This is a genomic window from Sporosarcina sp. ANT_H38, assembly GCF_008369195.1.
GTDB lineage: Bacteria > Bacillota > Bacilli > Bacillales_A > Planococcaceae > Sporosarcina.
Genome location: NZ_VOBC01000001.1, coordinates 2,491,785 through 2,511,968, shown reverse-complemented (window position 1 = coordinate 2,511,968; position 20,184 = coordinate 2,491,785). Strand labels below are relative to the sequence as shown.

Annotated in this window: 13 protein-coding genes; 10 read left to right on the top strand and 3 right to left on the bottom strand. The window is 39.3% G+C overall.

The genetic code is table 11. The features are described 5' to 3' along the window. Positions 1-595: 595 nt before the first annotated feature. Positions 596-2,710 carry a type I pullulanase gene (pulA, locus tag FQ087_RS11845; RefSeq protein ID WP_149580634.1) on the bottom strand — a complete coding sequence of 705 codons (2,115 nt, stop codon included), beginning with the start codon at positions 2,708-2,710 and terminating at the stop codon, positions 596-598. Positions 2,711-3,335: 625 nt separating this feature from the next. On the opposite strand from pulA, the gene glgB reads away from it, so the two are divergent. The 6 genes from glgB to pcp all read left to right on the top strand — a co-directional run bounded on the left by glgB (position 3,336) and on the right by pcp (position 12,954). Beyond that, a complete protein-coding gene (gene glgB, locus FQ087_RS11840; protein WP_149580633.1) occupies positions 3,336-5,255 on the top strand; it encodes a 1,4-alpha-glucan branching protein GlgB in 1,920 nt (639 codons plus the stop codon). Next, complete coding sequence (locus FQ087_RS11835) at positions 5,255-6,400, top strand: glucose-1-phosphate adenylyltransferase (RefSeq protein WP_149580632.1); 1,146 nt, start codon at positions 5,255-5,257, stop codon at positions 6,398-6,400. The genes glgB and FQ087_RS11835 overlap by 1 nt, the downstream gene beginning before the upstream one ends. Before the next feature lie 535 nt (positions 6,401-6,935). Continuing rightward, entirely contained in the window at positions 6,936-8,042 is a 1,107-nt protein-coding gene (glgD, locus tag FQ087_RS11830) for a glucose-1-phosphate adenylyltransferase subunit GlgD (RefSeq protein WP_149580631.1), read from the top strand. A gap of 36 nt (positions 8,043-8,078) precedes the next feature. After that, positions 8,079-9,503 (top strand): glycogen synthase, encoded by a 1,425-nt coding sequence (locus tag FQ087_RS11825; RefSeq protein ID WP_149580630.1) that lies wholly within the window; start codon positions 8,079-8,081, stop codon positions 9,501-9,503. An 11-nt stretch (positions 9,504-9,514) separates the two neighbouring features. Further along, positions 9,515-11,947 carry a glycogen/starch/alpha-glucan phosphorylase gene (locus FQ087_RS11820; protein WP_149580629.1) on the top strand — a complete coding sequence of 811 codons (2,433 nt, stop codon included), beginning with the start codon at positions 9,515-9,517 and terminating at the stop codon, positions 11,945-11,947. Between the two features lie 392 nt (positions 11,948-12,339). After that, a complete protein-coding gene (gene pcp, locus FQ087_RS11815) occupies positions 12,340-12,954 on the top strand; it encodes a pyroglutamyl-peptidase I (RefSeq protein WP_149580628.1) in 615 nt (204 codons plus the stop codon). Between the two features lie 415 nt (positions 12,955-13,369). Here pcp and FQ087_RS11810 read toward each other — a convergent pair whose 3' ends face one another. Further along, positions 13,370-13,948, bottom strand: a complete 579-nt coding sequence (locus tag FQ087_RS11810; RefSeq protein WP_149580627.1) for a hypothetical protein — start codon at positions 13,946-13,948, stop codon at positions 13,370-13,372. 793 nt (positions 13,949-14,741) lie between these two features. Here FQ087_RS11810 and FQ087_RS11805 point away from each other — a divergent pair. Beyond that, the gene (locus FQ087_RS11805; RefSeq protein WP_149580626.1) at positions 14,742-16,244 is read left to right on the top strand and encodes a class I adenylate-forming enzyme family protein; all 1,503 of its coding nucleotides are present in this window, start codon (positions 14,742-14,744) and stop codon (positions 16,242-16,244) included. Between the two features lie 18 nt (positions 16,245-16,262). Here the strand turns inward: FQ087_RS11805 and FQ087_RS11800 are convergent, their stop codons facing one another. Beyond that, positions 16,263-17,138 (bottom strand): glycerophosphodiester phosphodiesterase family protein, encoded by an 876-nt coding sequence (locus FQ087_RS11800; RefSeq protein WP_149580625.1) that lies wholly within the window; start codon positions 17,136-17,138, stop codon positions 16,263-16,265. 166 nt (positions 17,139-17,304) lie between these two features. On the opposite strand from FQ087_RS11800, the gene FQ087_RS11795 reads away from it, so the two are divergent. The 3 genes from FQ087_RS11795 to FQ087_RS11785 are packed head-to-tail and all read left to right on the top strand — an operon-like array spanning position 17,305 to position 20,152. Further along, positions 17,305-18,438, top strand: a complete 1,134-nt coding sequence (locus tag FQ087_RS11795; RefSeq protein WP_149580624.1) for an ABC transporter ATP-binding protein — start codon at positions 17,305-17,307, stop codon at positions 18,436-18,438. Continuing rightward, positions 18,435-19,337: a carbohydrate ABC transporter permease gene (locus tag FQ087_RS11790; protein ID WP_149580623.1), complete on the top strand. Its 903-nt coding sequence runs from the start codon at positions 18,435-18,437 to the stop codon at positions 19,335-19,337. The genes FQ087_RS11795 and FQ087_RS11790 overlap by 4 nt, the downstream gene beginning before the upstream one ends. Next, the gene (locus FQ087_RS11785) at positions 19,334-20,152 is read left to right on the top strand and encodes a carbohydrate ABC transporter permease (protein ID WP_149580622.1); all 819 of its coding nucleotides are present in this window, start codon (positions 19,334-19,336) and stop codon (positions 20,150-20,152) included. Before FQ087_RS11790 ends, FQ087_RS11785 begins: the two co-directional genes overlap by 4 nt. The last annotated feature ends 32 nt before the right edge of the window (positions 20,153-20,184 follow it).

The window sequence follows — 20,184 nt, the reverse complement described above, 5'->3', positions numbered from 1 at the left end:
CTCCAAGGGCACAGGTACACGAAGTGCTAAAGTTTTTTTGATGAAAGAATAGTTGGCTTCATATCTGGACAATGGCCGTCAAAGATACAATTTTGGCTGTTCAAGTCCTCTCTATAAGGATTTTCATTTTTAAATTTATAGAAGTGTCACTTTCTAAAGGGCATCACATGATGTTTGCAAAAAGTAATCAAGGAATGCATTGGACAACGTGCAAGCGTGCCCGAAATTGTATCTTCGGGCACTTTTAACTTCTGTAAAAGTCATCTATTCTTATTTTTCAAGCAGCTGTAATTTTCACTTGAACGTTCTAGCTACTCCCTTTCCTCGGTAAAACTGTAGTGATTAATTTAGCCGAAAGCGAGCCGGAAACGTACTAGGCCAAATGAAGAATTTTGCGCCTACCTTACCAGTATCTTATGCAAGAAAATGGTTAATCAACAGACGTGTCACATCAGTAAGGGCTTGTTTTGTATCTGAAATGTTAACTAATCGTGCAACGCAATAAGTTTTCCGTCTCTTGTCACGTGTAGATCACTGTGAAAAGGAGCGAACAAAAAGAGGTAGCCAAGCATCTGGCTCCCCTTGTTTATACGTTCTACCGTGATTTCTTTAAGACGACAAACTCATAAGGATTAACAGAAGTAAATTCACCTTTAACTTCCTGTTGAGTTGAGTTCTTATTAAAATTATTGTTCGCCATAATTCGCCACCTAGCTGATGAAGGTAAGCGTAACTGATAGACTATTTTTGTTGGATTAATATAGATTGCAAAGTCTTCGTTATCTCCAAGTAATGTGAAGCCAAAAACAGGAGCGGGCGTGTCTAATATATATAATCTTCTCCTAATATCTTGTTTAGAAGTAAGGCGAAATACATCATATTTTTTTCGTAGTGCAATCAACGTTTTAATAAATTCAACATTTTCATCTTCTAATTCTCTTTTCAGCCAATCTAATTGATTGATCTGATCACCGGAAATATAGCTATTCTCATCGCCCTGTTTAGTTCTAAACCATTCTTGACCGGCATGGATAAACGGAATCCCTTGGCTTAATAACGTAATACCTGAAGCAAGTTGGTGCATTTTCTTACGCGTTAATTCGCTGTCTTGATCATTGCTAAGTAGAAGCCGATCCCATAGTGTATGGTTATCGTGACATTCGACATAGTTAATCGTTTGATTCACATCGGACACGAATGGTGCACCAAATTCTTCTAAAGCGGTTCCAGATACGAGGTGGGGTAGCCTTTCGATGAAACGGCCTTGACCATTTACATAACCAGTATCGTATTTGTTAAATAACTGACCTTTGAGAGAATCGCGGAAATAGTCATTGAAAAATTTGATACCTGTTAATTGATTGGAGTGCATGGAAGTAGCTTTCTTTTCTGAAGCTAATGAAGTTGGAAGATCCCAACCTTCACCTAATAGCATAATCGGAATTGCTTCTTCTTTACAGCGTTCATGAATTTGGTTCATTGTCTCGATGTCGATGGCCCCCATTAAATCAAACCTGAATCCATCTACATGATATTCATTAAGCCAAAAATCAATCGTATCTACTATGAATTTTCGCGCCATTGCTCGCTCTGTTGCAAAATCATTACCTACCCCAGTTCCATTGCTAAGGCTTCCATCACTGTGATACCTGAAGTAATATCCAGGAACAAGTTTTTCAAATGGGGATTCTTCCATGATAAAAACATGATTATAAACGACATCAAGAATGACTGCGATTTCTTCTTGATGAAACGCTTGAATCATCTTTTTACATTCAATGATTCTTGCTACGGGATCATTAGGTGTCATGGAATAACTACCTTCTGGTACTTGAAAGTATAATGGATCATACCCCCAATTATATTCATCGTTCGGACTAGTCTCATCTACACGTGCAAAATCATTAATTGGTAAAAGTTGAACATGCGTGCACCCTAGTTCTTTCATATAAGTGAGCGCTGTTGAAAAACCATTTTTTGTTGTTGTAGCTGTTTCTGTCAAACCTAAATATTTACCTCGATTAACGACCCCACTTTCTTCTTGATTTGTTGCATCTCTTACATGTAACTCGTATATAATTGCATCTTGTAAATTTTGAAGTTTTGGCCTGTTTCGTTTGCTAAAGTTAGGCAGACCTGTTCTAGTAGGGGCTATAATTACGCTTTTTTCACTGTTCGCAAGCATAGCTTTCGCATATGGGTCATTCACATGTGTCGTTTGTCCATTGACGATGATTTTATAATTATAAGTAAAACCATGCCAATCACCATAGATTTTTATTTGCCATAGACCATTTTTTTGTCGATTTAATAAAAAATATCGATTATCTAAATGTAAATTTACAGAAGTAGCCGTCGGGGCCCAAATAGAGAATGTGGTTGCCGAGTCTTCGTACTCAGTCCCTAATTTAGTATTCAAATTGGAATAGTGTCGATCAAACCAATCAGTTCGGACGATTGCTCTAGGATAAACAGGAATCTTCACTGTGCCCCATAAAAGCACAAGACTTTCTCCGATTGGCAGTTCTTCTAGAAGAATGATCCTTACAGTGGAATCGGCGTTTACATTTTCAACCTTTGTCAAAAAGTACTTCTCTTTTGCTGCCCAATAAATGACGGGTGGTTCTTCCGTGTGTAGCAATATTGATATATCGTTCACGATAACGGTTAACACGTGAACATCATCGATCCAAGCTACATGAGTTTCCACAAAAGCAACCCCTTTTCTTGTTTAGAACTAACATACAGGACATACGAGCGCAAATGTCCCTATTGCCGATACCTAAAATCTACCTCCACTATTTCCGTTCACACTTGCTTATTCTTAGTATATGTTCTACCCCCATTTTAGAAACTTATCTAAACTTCAACTGAAAATGGATAAATTTTTTCTTCAATGAAGTTATTGTCAACCTATTTATAGTTTAAACAATACGATGGATTTATATATGGAGTGAGAGTTAAGTCATTCATTCGACATTAACTTACATTAAAATTGACTATAAAAGAAATTTGTAGAACGATTTAAAATTTATTTGCAAAATTATCTGTTAACATAGATTTGTTGTAACTCTTAGCAATAAGGTTTCCACCTGGCTTAGGAAACTATAAAATCACGTACTTTGGATAAGCTGCAATATAGAAATTTCACGTCTAGACTACAGCGATTTTGTTCTTCCGATTGTAGCTGCATAAGATTATGAAAGTTATGTCTTTCCTATATCCAGCTATTTCAAAGAAGTAAATGATAGATGATCTGCGATAAAGAAGAAATAGTCATATTCTTAAACCTTCATGAATATAATCTTAATTGGCTCAGGAAAGGAGTCAGCACGATGTATTACAATATTTCAGAACAGGATATATTTTTATTTCACCAAGGTACTAATTATCATAGTCACCAATTATTGGGTTGCCATACTATTGAATGGGAAGGCACACAAGGTTATCGATTTGTAGTGTGGGCACCTAACGCCAAAGAAATCCATGTAGTCGGTGACTTTAATCAATGGACAGGCAGTTTCCACTCATTAAAGAGAATTACGAATGAAGGGCTATGGATTGGTTTTTATACGGACATTCCCGAAAACATCCCTTATAAATATGAAATTGTATCGAAGAATGGTCAGGTGCTATTGAAAGCAGATCCATATGCTCTTCAATCTGAACTTCGGCCAGAAACGGCATCTTTAACCCCGACTCTATCCGGATATGAGTGGAGTGATGATGAGTGGCAAGAAGAAAAGAAAACGTTTGATGTTTATACATCTCCAGTATCGATTTATGAAGTTCATTTAGGCTCATGGAAAACAAACGAAGTCGGTGAATTTTATTCATATCGCGAACTTGCTGATCAATTGGTTCCATATGTAAAATCGCTAGGCTATACACATATTGAATTACTGCCACTTGCGGAGCATCCATTTGATCTGTCGTGGGGTTATCAAATAACTGGGTATTATTCAGTCACGTCACGTTATGGTCCACGTGATGAATTTAAATACTTTGTTGATCAGTGCCATCAACAGAACATCGGTGTAATTATGGACTGGGTTCCTGGTCACTTTTGTAAGGATGCTTTTGCACTTCGTCAATTTGATGGGGAGCCATTATATGAATATGCTGATCCTCGTAAAGCCGAAAAAAAATTGTGGGGAACATTAACCTTCGACTTTGGGCGACCTGAAGTACAAAGTTTTTTAATCTCTAATGCGCTTTTTTGGCTGGAAGAATACCATATCGATGGGATTCGTGTAGATGCAGTAGCTAGTATGCTCTATCTTAACTTCGATAAATCAGAAGACAAGGATAAAATCTACAATTCATACGGTGGAGATGAAAATCTTGAAGCATATGCCTTTATTCGCAAATTAAATGAAGTTATTTTTTCATTTGAGCCTGGCGTAATGATGATGGCTGAAGACAGTTCAGATTTACCACTTGTTACGGCACCTACACATGTAGGAGGGCTTGGTTTTAATTTCAAATGGAATATGGGCTGGATGAACGACACGCTTACATATATGGAAGCTGATCCAGTTTACCGTAAATGGCATCACAATTTGCTGACTTTTTCATTAATGTATACACATACGGAAAACTTTCTACTACCGCTGTCACACGATGAGGTCGTTCATGGTAAAAAATCATTGCTGGATAAAATGCCTGGTGACCAGTGGCGGCAGTTTGCAAATCTTAGATTGCTATATGGCTATATGATGGCGCACCCTGGTAAAAAGTTGTTATTTATGGGTGGTGAGCTAGCACAGTACGCTGAATGGAAGGATCAAGAACAATTGGATTGGCATCTATTGGATTATCCACTTCATAAAGCGATGTTTAACTATGTCAAAGCGCTCAATCATTTCTATCTTGAATATCCAGAACTTTATGAATTAGACCATGATTCCGAAGGGTTTGAGTGGATCGATCCTCATAATATCAATCAAAGTGTGATTGCTTTTCGTAGACGTAGTACAAGCCCAGGGGATGAACTAATCATTGTCTGCAATTTCACACCTGATGTCCTTTTTGACTATAAAATTGGTGTGCCAACTCCTGGAACTTATCTAGAAGTTTTTAATTCAGATACTACTCAATTCGGGGGATCTGGACAGGTAAATGATGCTGACCACTTTAGTGTTCCACAAGAATGGCACAGATTATCACAACATATAAAAATAAAGGTACCACCTTTAGCTATCACTATTTTTAAATGCAAAAAAACACCGGAATTTATCGAGGAGGCTAATTAATGAAAGATTGTGTGGGCATGTTGTTGGCTGGCGGAGAAGGGAAACGTTTAGGCAAATTAACGAACAACTTAGCGAAACCAGCAGTGCACTTCGGTGGTAAGTATCGAATTATTGACTTCACGTTAAGTAATTGTACAAACTCAGGACTGAAGACATTAGGCGTGATGACTCAATATTCACCACTTGAATTAAACAAACATATTGGGAATGGAAAACCATGGAACTTGAATCGGCAAAATACGGGTGTGGCGATACTTTCCCCTTATACAGCGAAAGACGGAGGAAACTGGTATTCTGGCACGGCTGATGCAATCTATCAAAATATTCATTTTATCGACCGGCATGACCCAGAATATGTCCTTGTCGTTTCAGGTGATCATATTTATCAAATGGATTACGCAGCAATGTTGGAAGATCATAAACAAACGGGTGCTGATGTCACCATTTCTGCAATCCCGGTGCCTTTGGAAGAAGCATCACGGTTTGGAATTTTGAATACAACCGATGACATGCGCATCTACGAATTTGATGAAAAACCTCAACAACCGAAAAGTAATTTAGCATCTATGGGCGTTTATATATTTTCATGGGCAACGTTAAGAGCCTATTTATTGGAGGATGCCGAAAATAGTCACTCCAGTCATGATTTCGGAAAGGATATTATTCCAGCAATGGTTAATGATCAACTTCGCTTGTATGCTTATCGATTCGAAGGTTATTGGAAGGATGTCGGTACGATCCAAAGCTATTGGGAAGCCAATATGGACCTGCTTGATGAAGATTGGAGTCTCTTATTAAATAATGGGGACTGGAGAACATACACCAACGAGACGAACATACCCCCAGAGTATATCGGGGAAACTGCAGTTGTGAAGAATTCATTGATCAATTCGGGGTGTTGGGTGTGTGGAACAGTTGACAGTTCTGTATTATTTGAAAATGTAGTGATTCAGCCTGATAGCATGATAAAACGATCAATCTTGTACCCTGGCGTAGAGGTGGGGAAGAATTCGATTTTAGAACGAGTGATTGTAATGGAAAATACAAAGATTCCTGAAGGAACACATATTAGCATTGGACTCAATGAAGAGCCGCTCGTGATCACTCAAGATACATTGACGGAGATTTTATCGTTAAGTTATTAGGACAAGAAATAGTAGGACAATGGCTTGTTGGACTCTTCAGTAAAATGACGTTGTGAACATCGGTACTATATATTCGGCACTTAACAAATGGAGTGTTCTTCCAACACCGCTTAGTCGCTTGGTGATGGCCTTCCGCAATAAGACCGTCAGAAGTTCGCTGGGGAGGGATTGAACTACATCCCTCCTAGGTCTTATTGCTTCGGCGCCTGCAGGAAGCGGGTGTGCAGCCTTTGCCGCAGGACGCGGCGATATTAGGCTGCCTTTCATTAGTGTCGCTTCTTCGCTAGACTTGTTCGTTATACTGGTGAGATATACCGCCTAGTCAATTCGAAATAAATAGTGCCGAATAAATATATGTTGAACAAATGAATACCTATATAGACTGAGCGAAGGCGCCTTAACAGGGGGAGCCGAAGCCCTAAGACTGGCGGCGAAGCTGCGTGGCTTAGGGCGGGAGGCATCCCCGAGCGCCGCAGCGGATTTGAATGGAATCTTTAGTTCAACCTATCTATACAATTTAAGGGGGAAAAAATAGATGAACACAATGATGGGTCTTATTAATCTGGAACACGAGCATCATTACTTTCATGAATTAACTTATTTTCGTAGTGGTGCCACAATTCCTTTTGCAGGTCGTTATCGTTTGATTGATTTTCCACTTTCCAATATGGGGAATTCTAATGTAGAGTCAGTCGCGATTTTTACTCGCAATAAATATAGATCCTTAATGGATCATCTTCAAACAGGTGATAGCTGGGAGATGGATGAGCGGAACGGAGGCTTGTTTATACTTCCACCGGACTGGAACGATCCGTCTGATATTTCAAAAGGCGATTTGAGTTTTTTTCACAATAACCGTGATTATTTTGCTCGTGGAAAATCTTCTTATGTGCTGATTAGCGGAAGTCAATTTATATCAAATACGAATTATCAAGATGCGTTTAAAAGTCATCTGGATAATAAAGCAGATGTAACGCTGATTTCTACTCATGTCGAGACGTTAAATACTGAACATGATTCTGCTTTTCGTATTGAAGCAGACGAGGGTGGCTGGGTCACTACTATCACGAATGATAAGCAAAATAACGACCTTTTCACGGGTGTTTATATTATAAACAAAGACTTATTAATGACGTTAGTTGACCAGTGTATCGCACACCACCAAGATCATTTTTTTGTCCATGGAATTAAAGAGAATCTTGCTAAGTTAAAGGTTCAAACCTATAGGAACAATGGGTACGGTGTGTTTATCAATTCAATCGAGAGTTATTATCGACATAATATGAATCTATTATCTGAGGAGAATTATAAGGCACTGTTTTATAAACTCCCATTTATTCGGACGAAGGTTGGAAATCAGCCACCTACGAAATATCGTAATGAAGCGAGTGTCAAAAAATCAATTCTGGCAAATGGTTGTATTATTGCTGGCGAGGTAGAGGGCAGTGTATTGTTTCGAGGTGTAACTGTAGAAGAAGGAGCCACGATAAAAAATTCGATTATCATGCAGCGTTGTAAAATTGAAGCAGGTGTTCATTTGGAGAATGTAATTTTAGATAAAGACGTTCATGTGACCGCAAATCAAAAATTAATCGGATCGAAAGAAAAACCATATGTCATTGCAAAAAGACAAGTCATGTAAAATAAGAAATCGTTGGTTGGAAAGGGAAGATTTCATATGAGAAACGTATTATTTGTAGCTTCGGAATGTACACCTTTTATTAAAACTGGTGGATTAGCAGATGTGATCGGATCACTTCCACAAGCATTGAAAGAGAATGAGCGAATCGAGGTTCGAGTGATTCTTCCACTTTATGATGAAATTCCGGTAGTATGGCGAAATCAAATGGAGTATCAAATGAGCTTCAATGTACCGCTAGGGTGGCGTAATTCGGAAGCAAGTCTTTATTCTTTAAAATATAATAATATTATGTATTACTTCGTTTCAAATGAGTATTATTTCACCCGCAAAGGGGTATACGGGTATTATGATGACGGTGAAAGGTTCTTGTTTTTTAGTCGTGCTGTTATTGAAGCAATAACCCATCTAGATTTTAAACCGGATGTACTCCACGCACATGATTGGCAAGCGGGCATGGCTGTTGCTCTTGCTAAAATCATTCAGCCAATTCCCGATATGAAAACGGTCATGACAATTCATAATATTAAGTACCAAGGGATGATGCCAGTCGATATATTTGAGGATTTCTTTGATATGTCACGAGAGCATATCGGTGGTTTTGAATGGAATGGGATGTTGAACTGTTTGAAAAGCGGTTTGTTTCATGCAGATAAAATCACAACCGTTAGTCCTAGTTATGGAGAAGAAATAAAAGATCCTTACTATGGCGAAGAACTTCACCCATTTCTTTTGGAACGGTCCGCTGATTTAATCGGTGTGCTTAATGGTATTGATACTAAAGATTATAATCCTCAAACAGATTCGGCAATTGCAGTTAACTACCGTTCTTCAAGGGCTAAAAAGAAGGATAATAAAATTATAATCCAAGAGAAACTAGGATTGCCGATTGCCGCTGAAAAGCCGCTCTATATTATTATTACTCGGCTTGTTGAACAAAAAGGCTTGCATCTTGTTCAACATATTTTAGATGATTTTCTCCACGAAGATGTTCAATTCATTATCTTAGGAACCGGTGATGAAGAATTCGAAACATATTTTGCGGATGCTGCTGATTGTCAACCCAATAAACTTGTTACCCTGTTGGCATTTGATGAAGAATTAGCACGACAATTATATGCAAGTGCAGATTTCTTTGTAATGCCATCAAAGTTTGAACCTTGTGGATTAGCCCAACTCATTGCCTTACAATACAAAACGGTACCAATTGTGCGGGAAACAGGGGGACTGAAGGATACAGTTCTATCATTTAACGAAATAACTGGTGAAGGAAATGGATTTAGTTTTACAAATTACAATGCTGATGATTTATTGGCTACCTTACGCTATTCTTTAAGAATTTATCATGATCCTATTCAGTGGTCTGTGTTGGTGAAAAACGTAAATAAAAGTCAGTTCAGCTGGCAAGATTCAGCTCGAGATTATGCGAATATATACGACCAATTAATGCTAATAAATGTATAGGAGGCAGAATCTTGCTTGAACTAACTGTGGATGAGTTTAAAGAACGGATCATTAGCAAATTACAAACAAACAAAAGAAAAGAAGTAGCGGATGCGACCAGTAAAGATATTTATTATGTGATTGCTTCAATTGTTAATGAGGAGATCCTACCGCATTGGCAATTGACTCAAAAAAGATATAACGAGAAAAGCTGTAAACAAGTTTATTATTTATCGATGGAGTTTTTAGTTGGTAGTTTAATTGAAAGTAACCTGCTTAATTGTGGGATGCTTGAACTATCAAATGAGGCGCTAAAGCAGTTAGGGTTAGACCCTGATAACATTTATGCTCAAGAGCATGATGCTGGATTAGGGAATGGTGGCTTAGGTCGATTAGCGGCTTGTTTTCTTGATTCATTAGCCTCACTTAAATATCCTGGACATGGTTTCGGAATAAGATATCGTTACGGTTTATTCGAACAGCGAATTATCCATGGTAACCAGGTTGAGCTTCCGGATTATTGGTTAAAGGATCAGTACGCCTGGGAAACACGAAAAGAGGACGAAGCTATTTGCATTCATTATCACGGAAACGTACATATGTTTCAGCGGAATGATGGAAATATTGAATTTAAACATGAAAATACAGATAAGGTAATAGCGATACCTTATGATATTCCTGTTGTTGGCTATAAAAATGAAGTAATCAATACACTTCGTCTTTGGAGTGCAGAATCAGTTGGTCAAGATCGGGATGGTTCATCAGAAGAAGGAATGCATTATTACCATGACCTTGATCATAAGCACTCGATTGAGCAAATTTCAGGGTATTTATACCCCGATGATTCGAAGTATGAAGGAAAAGAGTTGCGCTTAAAGCAACAGTATTTCCTTGTTTCTTCCAGTATACAAAATATCATTAAGGACTTTAAAAAGAATCATCAAAAATCGTTAAAGTATTTACCTGAAAAAGTGGTTGTTCAAGTGAATGATACTCACCCAACTCTAGCAATCCCTGAATTAATGAGAATTCTTATGGATGAAGAGCACTTCAGTTGGGACAGTGCGTGGGAAGTAACGACAAAAGTAATTGCCTACACGAATCATACGACATTGAGTGAAGCGCTTGAAACCTGGCCCAAAGGAATGATGGAGCATCTACTTCCACGTATTTATATGATTATTAATGAAATCAACGAGCGTTTTTGTAAAGGACTCTGGTTTGATCATATGGAGCTTAGGGAGAAAATTCCGGAGCTAGCAATTATCGCTGATGAGCAAATCCACATGGCGCGGCTCGCAATTGTGGGTAGCTTCAGTGTGAATGGAGTCGCACAAATTCATACGGATATTTTAAAGAAAAAGGAAATGAAGAATTTTTATGAACTTTTCCCAGATCGTTTTAATAATAAGACGAACGGAATCACCCATCGCCGTTGGCTGTTGCAAGCAAACCCCAAATTATCAGGACTTATAACAGAGTCAATTGGTCCACAGTGGATACAACGCCCCAAACAGCTTATCAGCTTATTAAAGTATTCGAAGGATGCTTCATTTTTAGAGAAATTTCATCAAGTGAAGCATGAAAATAAGCAAGTATTAGCTAACCTCATTCATGAGCGCACGGGTATTTTAGTGGATGATCAATCAATTTTTGATGTACAAATTAAGCGACTTCATGAATACAAACGTCAGTTGCTTAACATTTTCCACATTATTTATTTATACAATGAGCTAAAAGAAAATCCAAATCTAGATATGATTCCCCGTACATTTATTTTCGGAGCTAAGGCCGCACCGAGCTACCATTTAGCGAAAGAAGTGATCAAGCTTATTAATAAGGTGGCTTCGATTGTGAATCATGACGCGGGTATTCAAGGTAAGCTGAAAGTTGTTTTTTTAGAAAATTATAATGTTAGCCTTGCTGAAAAAATTATTCCGGCAGCCGATATTAGTGAACAGATATCAACTGCGAGTAAGGAAGCATCAGGTACTGGCAACATGAAAATGATGATGAACGGTGCTTTAACAATTGGTACGCTGGATGGTGCAAATGTTGAAATTAAAGAGGCCGTTGGCAATGAAAATATTTTCATTTTCGGTTTAAAAGCAGATGAAGTATTGAATTACTATCAACATGGCGGTTATAATGCTACAGATATTTACAATACGGATGACAGGATTAGCCGGATTTTAGATCAATTAAATCAGGGGGAATTTGGATCGCATGAAATAGAGTTTAAAGATATTTATTACAATATTCTCTCCCAAAATGATCCTTATTTTGTCTTGAAAGATTTTGAACCTTATCTTGAAACTCACGAACTAGTGGAGCAGACGTACCGTGATAAATTATCCTGGCTCCATAAGAGTGTTACGAATGTCGCTCACTCAGGAAAGTTCTCCAGCGACCGAACAATCCAAGATTATGCGACGGATATCTGGAAGTTAAAAAAACAGCTTTGAAGCAACCGGAACGGCAGTTGTTTGAATAAGGAAATAATGTGCGCTATCCTTTAACGGGTAGCCCTTTTTGTGTTGGGAAAAGGGGGTGAGCTATCATATAAGCATGCGTACCGATCATATAGCCTTGTTGGTCGATCATATAAGCGTGTGGACAGATCGTACAACCTTGACAAGCAATCATATAACGTCTCAGACCAATCATATCGTCTATTGACGCGCGTATAACTACTTGGATGGCCAGCCAACATGAATAATTAATAGAGTATTGTGAAGTTAGCTGATTATCGTTATAGTTACAACAACCCTTCTGTATAAATAGAGCTTATGTATGCATGTGGAAATTGAGCGAAGGGAATATTTAGTTCGTAATTATAAGAAAGAAGGCTATCAGGATGAAAACACTATTACTTACAGGGTTTGAACCCTTTTTAAAATTCACCGTTAATCCGACAATGAAAATCGTTGAAGAACTACATGGCAAAGTGATTGGCAATTACAAAATTCACAGTGAAGTGTTGACGGTAGACTTCCAATCATCTGGCGAGCAACTCCTTACGCATATTGAAGCGCTAAAACCAGATGCAGTGCTTTCATTGGGGCTTGCAGGGGGCCGTTATAAAATGACGCCTGAACGGATTGCGATTAATGTAAAAGACGGCGAGCCCGATAATAATGGCAATACGCCCGTCGATGAAGAGATTCAAGCGCAAGGTGAAGCGGGGTATATGTCAACGCTGCCAGTCCGCGCGATGGTGGACCGGTTACTAGAAGAAGGACTGCCAGCTGAAGTTTCAAACACTGCAGGTACATATCTATGCAACAATGTTATGTATGAAGGACTCCATTACGCGGCCACACAACGACCAACGATGAAATCGGGTTTTCTTCATATACCTGCTTCGCACGAATTGGCGATTGAGCACGGAAAAATTCCAAGCTGGTCACATGAAGATTTGAAAAAAGGCGTCACCGTATGCATCGAAGTGCTAGCTGCTGATGAATCATAATTGCAGAATGCACATTAAGCTCTAGGTTATTGCCTGAAACGGTCCTCCATGCATACGAAGAAATCGAGATATATGTGATGGATAGTATGTTAAACAAGTAGGTGCAAACAATAACTGGAGATGTGATTTCATTACAGACAGATACAATTTGTTTCTATGGCGAAGGACAGGGTGTGGTGTCCAGTGCTTATCAACTCCGCCAAGCTTTGGTGTCTGTAAATATACGTGTTTGTGCATTCTGAGACGCGATATGCTTCCATTATTTCGGGTCGTCAAATCTGGCATATCTGTATGCCAGTTACTGCACCTATGGACAGGTACCATTTGGTTTGTGTATTGAATGCATTATTAGATGGAACTAAATAACCCATACAAAAAATCCTGTAAGAAGTGAATTTACTTCTTACAGGATTTTTCAATTCATGTCTTGTTCTAAGCTTTTTGACCGAAATTGACGAATCAACACAAGCAATATGATTTCGACAATAAAGGACACAATCGCTAGTACTAATATGATTGGAGCTAAAGATAAAGCGAAAGCGTGTGAGATTAAAATGAGCAGTGAAATGATTTGTGTAACTATTGTCAGGATAATATAAAAACGCAGTAAAGTACCCGTCTTCTTTTCAAGTGATGTGAACGGGGCTACTTGTGCGATTTCCAAAAGTCCACGCATAAAGTGATAGACAAATCCCAGTTGGACAAACGCGACAACCATGTATATAGCCATCAGTATATAGGTGTTTGTCGTCATCTCTATCTGTTCTGTTATGTGCGCCTCGAATTGGTAAATTAAAGGGATTGATACCACTCCCAGTATTAGTACGTAAGTTTTCGCTTTCGAAAACTGATCCGAATAGGACATTAAACCTGTCAAACCTAAATAGATGAATAGATAACCAAGGAAGTTAGGTAAGATATCAAAATTATTGATGTAAAAATTGAAGAATACGAGGAGTGAACCCCAGAATATCTTATTGAACGCTTTTGCCACGCTTATCGCCTCTTTCTGTTTTTATATATTGAGTATAGATATGACATGTGAAAACTCAGCGAAGGCGCCTAACAGGGGTAGCCGAAGCTATAAGACTGATAGCGCAGCGGTCAGGCTTATGGCGGGAGGCATCCCCTAGCGCCAAAGCGTATTTGAAAGGAAACTCTATGTTCCATATGCTCCTAGAGATTTTCAGTCTATGTCTTGGTATCCAAAGTGTGGTGTCAGTAACCGACACGAAGCATTTTCTCCATGTTACTGGTCACTGTTTTGCTATGAAAACTCAGCGAAGGCGCCTAACAGGGGTAGCCGAAGCTATAAGACTGATAGCGCAGCAATCAGGCTTATGGCGGGAGGCATCCCCTAGCGCCAAAGCGTATTTGAAAGGAAACTCTATGTTCCATATGCTCCTAGAGATTTTCAGTCTATGTCTTGGTACCCAAAGTGTGGTGTCAGTAACCGACACGAAGCATTTTTCTCCATGTTACTGGTGACTGTTTTGCTATGAAAACTCAGCGAAGGCGCCTAACAGGGGTAGCCGAAGCTATAAGACTGATAGCGCAGTAATCAGGCTTATGGCGGGAGGCATCCCCTAGCGCCAAAGCGTATTTGAAAGCTATCTCTATCTCACCACATAGAGTTGTATTCATCATGAAATCACGCTATTACTATCCTATAATATATTTTCAACATAAGAAAGGTTTTGTACACACTACCAATTACCTTGCGTTAAATTATTTAACTTATTATAATTATCTAATAAATGTAAAAATATTTAAAAGGGGGTCTGTCAATGTATATTGCAGAGAAACTGAAGGTTACTTCCGAAGCACATCCAGAAAGAGTTATTACATCGTTTAATGGAAAAGATACTTCATACGGAGATTTCTATCGTAAAGCTGAGAATCTAGCAAGGCATTTTCAAGATTTAGGATATGTGAAAGATGATATTTTAGCATTCTGTCTATTGAATTCAGATTCCTTTTTAATATGTTACTATGCATGCCAAATAGGTGGATTTACAGCGCTACCGATTAATACGAAATTGACTGCACCTGAAATGAACTATATTTTAGCGCATTCAGAAGCGAAAGGGCTCATTTATGATGAGCGGCTGGCAATGGTGTTTAATTTACTCGAAGGTAAGTTGCCAGCATTACAACATAAATTGGTCACTAATCATCAATTCGAAGCTATTATTGACGGTGAACAGCGTCATGCAGAACAACGGGAATCACTCGATGCTGATACAGCGGTTGTCTTTTACACATCTGGCACAACTGGCCGACCAAAAGGCGTTATGTTGACTAACAGAAACATTGCGGCAGCCGCTGAAATATGGAGTGAATCGATGGAGATGGACCACAATGATCGAGTGCATATCGTGGCGCCGCTTTTTCACTGTGCGGCAAGTCATGTATTTAGCATACCCGTCATTTACAGAGGTGGAATGGTCATCATTGAAGAAGCGTTTTCTCCTGAAGCAACAATTCGAACGATGGAGCAACAACGCGCGACGATATTTTTCGGAGTGCCGGCCATGTACAGCATTCTTTTGAATACGCCGTCACTGGAAAAATCGGATTTATCCAATTTGAGACTGTTCTGTTATGGCGCGGCACCAATGCCTTATGAACTTGTGAAAAAAGTGAAAGCGTTGTTCCCAGATGTCAATGTACAAAACTTGTATGGGCAGACGGAAAACTCACCTGGAGCGACGACGCTAAAAGATCAATATGCATTGTCGAAAATCGGTTCTGTAGGCAAACCATTGCCGCAAACTGAAATACAGGTAATGGATGAGTTAGGTAGACCGCTTCCAGCGGGTCAAGTAGGTGAAATTGCTGTAAAAGGTCCTCAAGTGATGAAAGGGTATTTGAGAAATGAAGAAGAAACCGCACGAACGATAAAAGATGGCTGGATGTACAGTGGTGATCTCGGTCGTTTTGATGAAGACGGTCTGCTTTATATTGTGGACAGAAAAAAGGATATGATTATCCGCGGGGGAGAAAATGTATATCCGGTAGAAGTGGAAGAAGTCTTGTATGCCATTCCGGAGGTACTTGAAGCAGCAGTCGTTGGCATTCCTCACGAAATATACGGAGAGGTAGTGAAAGCGTGCATCGTATTGAAAGAAGAGAATATGCTTTCTGAACAAGCAGTCATCGATTTTTGTAAAAGCCAGCTAGCTTCCTTCAAAATTCCAGCTGTTATCGAATTTCTCGCTTCACTCCCGAGGAACGCCAGTGGGAAAGTGTTGAAAACGATACTCCGAGATCCAGTCAACATTCAATGAAAAAAAGCAGTTTGAATCCTAATGGGCATCCAAACTGCTTTCTTCATATTTTACACGAACGGCGATATCAGGTTTATCAGTGAACACGCCATCTGCTCCAAGTTCTATAAGTTTACGTATTGTTTCTTCATCGTTGACGGTAAAAGGATGGACGTCCAAGCCTTCTTTATGCATCGATTCGATAAATTCCTTTGTCACTGAATCTACGTTCAAACCTACACCTGATGCATACTTTAGGAGTTGCCGTACTTTCTTTTTTGAAAGATGAGCTTCCTTATCGAATGAATATAATTTGATAAGCGGAATGGACGGTTCCATGTCGAATATGTTCTTCAAACTACTTTCGCTGAATGATTGAATGATCACTTTTGGTAGTACATCATCACTAGAAAGAAGATTATTGGCCCGAAGCTGCCGCACTAGTTCTTCTTCAATACCTGAATACTTATTGGGTGATTTCATCTCGATATAATAATTGACCGAATCGCCAAAATGGAGCAGGATGTCCTCCAATTCAATAATGCGCAATTGCTTATAAATAGGAGAAGCATACCGAGGATTCGTTTCGTTAAATTCTTCACCGGGCAAATAAAGTTGAAGTTCGTTAAACGTCACATCAGCAATAGCTTGTTCATTATCCTGAAATGTTAAGTAGGAGTCATGCAACGCAACAAGTTTTCCGTCCTTTGTCATATGTAAATCAAGTTCGATATAGTCTGAACCCATCTGCACAGCTAACTCATAGGCGGCTAACGTGTGAGGAGGTGCATAGGCGGATGCCCCACGGTGAGCGATGACGAGGAATTCATCATCAGGTAAAGAAGGACGTTCAGCATAGAGCTTCATGCAACCAAATGATAATAAAAGTAAGAGCAGTAGCGTCCTTTTTTTCATTGCAATCACTCCTCATTTGTTAGGGAAATGTAAATATTCATAAAGATTCAGTAAATAATGAAAGACGTTGCATTCTTTTATAGTAGGCTATACCAATAGGCAGAAGTAATCACCTTGTAAATGCATAAGTGCGTATCGGATTTTCAATTGGAAAGGGATTGAATTTGTGAAAAAAGTAGAACTTATTAACGTTTCGAAGTCTTACGATAAACAAATAGACGTTATTTCCAATATAGACGTAACCATCGAACCTGGCGAATTTTTTGTCCTTGTCGGTCCATCCGGTTGTGGGAAAAGTACAATGCTACGGATGATTGCGGGTCTTGAGAATATTACGAGTGGTACGCTTAAAATCGGTGATCAGGTTGCCAATCATTTATCACCCGATAAGCGTGACCTTTCCATGGTATTCCAAAACTATGCGCTCTATCCACATTTGACAGTTCAACAAAATATTACATTTGGGCTCGATGTGAAAAAAGTGAAGAAAGCTATACAGCGAGAAAGGGCTGCAGAAGTGGCTAAAATGTTGGGGCTCACCGATTACTTAAAAAGAAAGCCACGCGAACTGTCGGGTGGTCAGCGTCAGCGAGTGGCGCTTGCTCGTGCAATTGTGAGTGAATCGCCGATTTGCCTTATGGATGAACCGTTATCCAATTTGGATGCGAAATTGCGGGCTCATATGCGTACGGAAATCAGACGGATCCAGCGAAAGCTTGGTATTACAATGATTTATGTGACGCATGACCAAGTTGAGGCGATGACGATGGGGGACCGTATTATGATCCTTCATGAAGGGGAAATCCAACAAGTTGGAAAACCGATTGATATTTACAACAATCCCGCCAATCCATTTGTCGCCACGTTCATCGGTTCACCGCCAATGAATTTAGCGTATGCCGATGCCGATAAAAAAGCATCAGCAATCGTCATTGGAGATATACTGCGTTTGCCGGTACCTTCTGAGGAAATCATTGATATTCCCGAGTACCAACTTATTGCGGGCATCCGACCGGAACATTTAAGACCGGCATTAAAAGAAACTCCAGAAGAGGATAAGCTGTATGTTACCGTAACGAACGTAGAAGTTTTGGGCAATGAAACCGTGTTTTCATTCAAATTAGGCACGAATGAATGGATGGCAAAATGGAGTGGACAATGGCATATCGATATTGGTGATTCGATTCCAATCCTTATTGACTACGGTGCATTTTGTCTCTTTGAAGCTAGAACGGGAGACTTAATCAAAAAGCCGACGGACCTTGGAAACATCGTATTCGGCAAAGAGGTGCTAGTATGACTACGCTTGAAAAGCCCGGAATCTGGAGAAAGACGGTGAATGGCAGAACCGCGCTTCTTTATTTACTGCCATCAATACTTCTTTTTTCAGTATTTGTCTTCTACCCAATGTTTAGAACAATTTACTTAAGTTTTTTCTTAACTGACCAAAATGGTGACGCCGCGATATGGGTAGGTTTTGAAAACTATACTTATTTACTAGAGTCCACAGCATTTATCAACAGTATGAAAGCAACAGGGTTGTTTGTCTTATACACAGTGCCAATTGGTATCGTCTTAGCGCTATTCTTCGCCTTATTAGCAAGTGAAAAGCTGAAAGGGATCGGATTCTTTCGAACAGTGTATTCGTCGACAATGGGAATATCTGTAGCTGCTTCATCCGTGATCTGGTTATTCATGTTTAATCCGAGTATGGGGATGTTCAACCGGATGCTGAGCTTGCTGAATTTGCCACAAATACAGTGGTTGCTCGATCCGGAATGGGCACTTCTATCTGTCTCCATTTCGACGATTTGGATGAACATTGGCTTTTCGTTTCTCATTTTACTCGGAGGGTTACAAAATATTGATGAGCATCTTTATGAAAGTTCCAGGATAGATGGGGCAGGATACTTTTACCGATTACGTCGAATTACACTTCCGATGTTGTCGCCAACTTTGTTTTTCATCATTACTATTTCGCTCATTAATGCGTTCCAGTCGTTCGGACAGATTGATATTTTGACGCAAGGAGGTCCGTCGGCGTCGACGAATCTTATTGTTTACTCCATTTATCGTGAAGCCTTCATCAATTATCAGTTTGGAACAGCAAGTGCACAGGCAGTCACTTTGTTTATCATTATTCTAATTGTAACGATTCTTCAATTTAAACTAGGAGAAAGGAGGGTTCATTACCAATGACAACAAGCCTTCCTAAAAAGATTTGGATCTACTTCCTGCTAATTGTTACGTCATTTCTTGTATTCTTTCCAGTTATGTATGCGTTCTTGATTTCATTTATGACTGGACCAGAGCTATTACAGGGGAAGTTTCTACCGCAGTCATTTAGTTTGGATAACTATATTAAAGTATTTGATAGGTTGCCATTGTTGAATTATTTATTGAACAGTTTCATCGTTTCCATAAGCGTCATGCTGGGGCAACTGGCGGTGTGTAGTCTTGCTGCTTATGCGTTCGTTTTCATCCAGTTCAAAGGGCGTGACTTCATCTTTTTCCTGTTCATATCAACAATGATGATCCCGTGGGAAGCAACAATGATTCCAAACAAATTCACAATCCAAAAACTTGATTGGCTCAATACGTATCAAGGACTGACGCTGCCATTTTTCGCACTGGCGTTTGGAACGTTCCTGCTAAGACAACATTTCAAAACGATACCGAAAGAGTTGCACGAAGCGTCTCAAATTGCGGGCTTAAGTAAATTCGCCTTTTTCCGACGTGTGATTCTACCAGTTTCGAAAACGAGTTTGGTCACGCTTGGTGCTTATGGTTTTTTGACGACATGGAATATGTATTTATGGCCGTTGCTTATTACGACAAATAAGTCCGTGAGAACCGTTCAAATTGGTTTGAAGCAATTACAGTCGCAAGAAACGGGAACAGAATGGGGGGTGGTTATGGCAGGTGTAATCGTAGTCATTATTCCGACATTATTATTGTTATTTATCGGACAAAAGCAGTTGCAGAAAGGGTTGTCTCAAGGTGCGTTAAAATAATGTTTACTACTATGACAAAGGGGTGCAAAGTA

What these genes read in the sequence shown, in the direction of transcription:
- FQ087_RS11790 (WP_149580623.1), top strand. Translation starts at nt 18,435, where the DNA reads ATGACTACGCTTGAAAAGCCCGGAATCTGGAGAAAGACGGTGAATGGC.
- FQ087_RS11805 (WP_149580626.1), top strand. Translation starts at nt 14,742, where the DNA reads ATGTATATTGCAGAGAAACTGAAGGTTACTTCCGAAGCACATCCAGAA.
- FQ087_RS11825 (WP_149580630.1), top strand. Translation starts at nt 8,079, where the DNA reads ATGAGAAACGTATTATTTGTAGCTTCGGAATGTACACCTTTTATTAAA.
- glgB (WP_149580633.1), top strand. Translation starts at nt 3,336, where the DNA reads ATGTATTACAATATTTCAGAACAGGATATATTTTTATTTCACCAAGGT.
- pcp (WP_149580628.1), top strand. Translation starts at nt 12,340, where the DNA reads ATGAAAACACTATTACTTACAGGGTTTGAACCCTTTTTAAAATTCACC.
- FQ087_RS11800 (WP_149580625.1), bottom strand. Translation starts at nt 17,138, where the DNA reads ATGAAAAAAAGGACGCTACTGCTCTTACTTTTATTATCATTTGGTTGC.
- FQ087_RS11785 (WP_149580622.1), top strand. Translation starts at nt 19,334, where the DNA reads ATGACAACAAGCCTTCCTAAAAAGATTTGGATCTACTTCCTGCTAATT.
- glgD (WP_149580631.1), top strand. Translation starts at nt 6,936, where the DNA reads ATGAACACAATGATGGGTCTTATTAATCTGGAACACGAGCATCATTAC.
- FQ087_RS11835 (WP_149580632.1), top strand. Translation starts at nt 5,255, where the DNA reads ATGAAAGATTGTGTGGGCATGTTGTTGGCTGGCGGAGAAGGGAAACGT.